This window comes from Bacillus sp. FG16 (assembly GCF_057809515.1).
The window spans coordinates 1-691 of sequence record NZ_JBMDKC010000292.1 but is presented as its reverse complement, the minus strand read 5'-3'; the positions used below and the strand labels follow the sequence as shown (position 1 = coordinate 691).

Annotated in this window: 1 protein-coding gene; it reads right to left on the bottom strand. The window is 31.4% G+C overall.

Annotation, left to right across the window (positions count from 1 at the left end):
- Nucleotide 1: 1 nt before the first annotated feature.
- The coding region (locus ACODS7_RS32360; RefSeq protein WP_488828662.1) for a Tn3 family transposase at nt 2–691 on the bottom strand (690 nt) is incomplete at its 5' end.

The following is a 691-nucleotide window of genomic DNA, read 5'->3' as shown; positions in this document are numbered from 1 at the left end:
CTTATTCTTCAATGATTTTCTCAGGTATTAACTGATTTAACATTTCTTCTTCATTGATACTTCCCAAAATTGTTTCCAAGTTTATTACTGTGGGTGAGTTGTTAAATTCATACCGGCCATAAAAATTAATATGTTGCCAAGCAACTGGTGAGATATACTTTAATATATTCGTCCCAATACCTTGATTTTGTGATTTCTTTAATATATTTGATAATATACTTGCATTGTAGTAAATAATACAGTTGGTGAGCAGCCTACTACATTCATTCCAAATTTGTTGGTCTTGCTCCGTTTTGAAACGAAGTTTCCCAAAATTTGCGAAAGATACAGCGCGACGTAATTTATGATAACTTTCTCCACGGTTTAGCGATTTTTGAACATTTTGGCGTAATGCTGGTGAATCAATATATTCTAAAAAATATAAACTTTTAATGATGTTATCATATTCCCATAATGCACGCTTGGTCTGATTTTTTCGTGCATAAGAACTTAATTTTCGAACAATCACATTTTGAGTTGTCGTTTTTAAAGCAAGAGATAGCATAATCCGTTTTATATTATCCCATTCTTTTATAATAAGCTCTGTATTAATTTTACGCACAGGCTTGATCAGCAATTCTTCATAGTGGTTTAGATGTTGAAAACCATATAAATTTCGAGATATCGTTGCTTGAATATCCTTATATCTTGG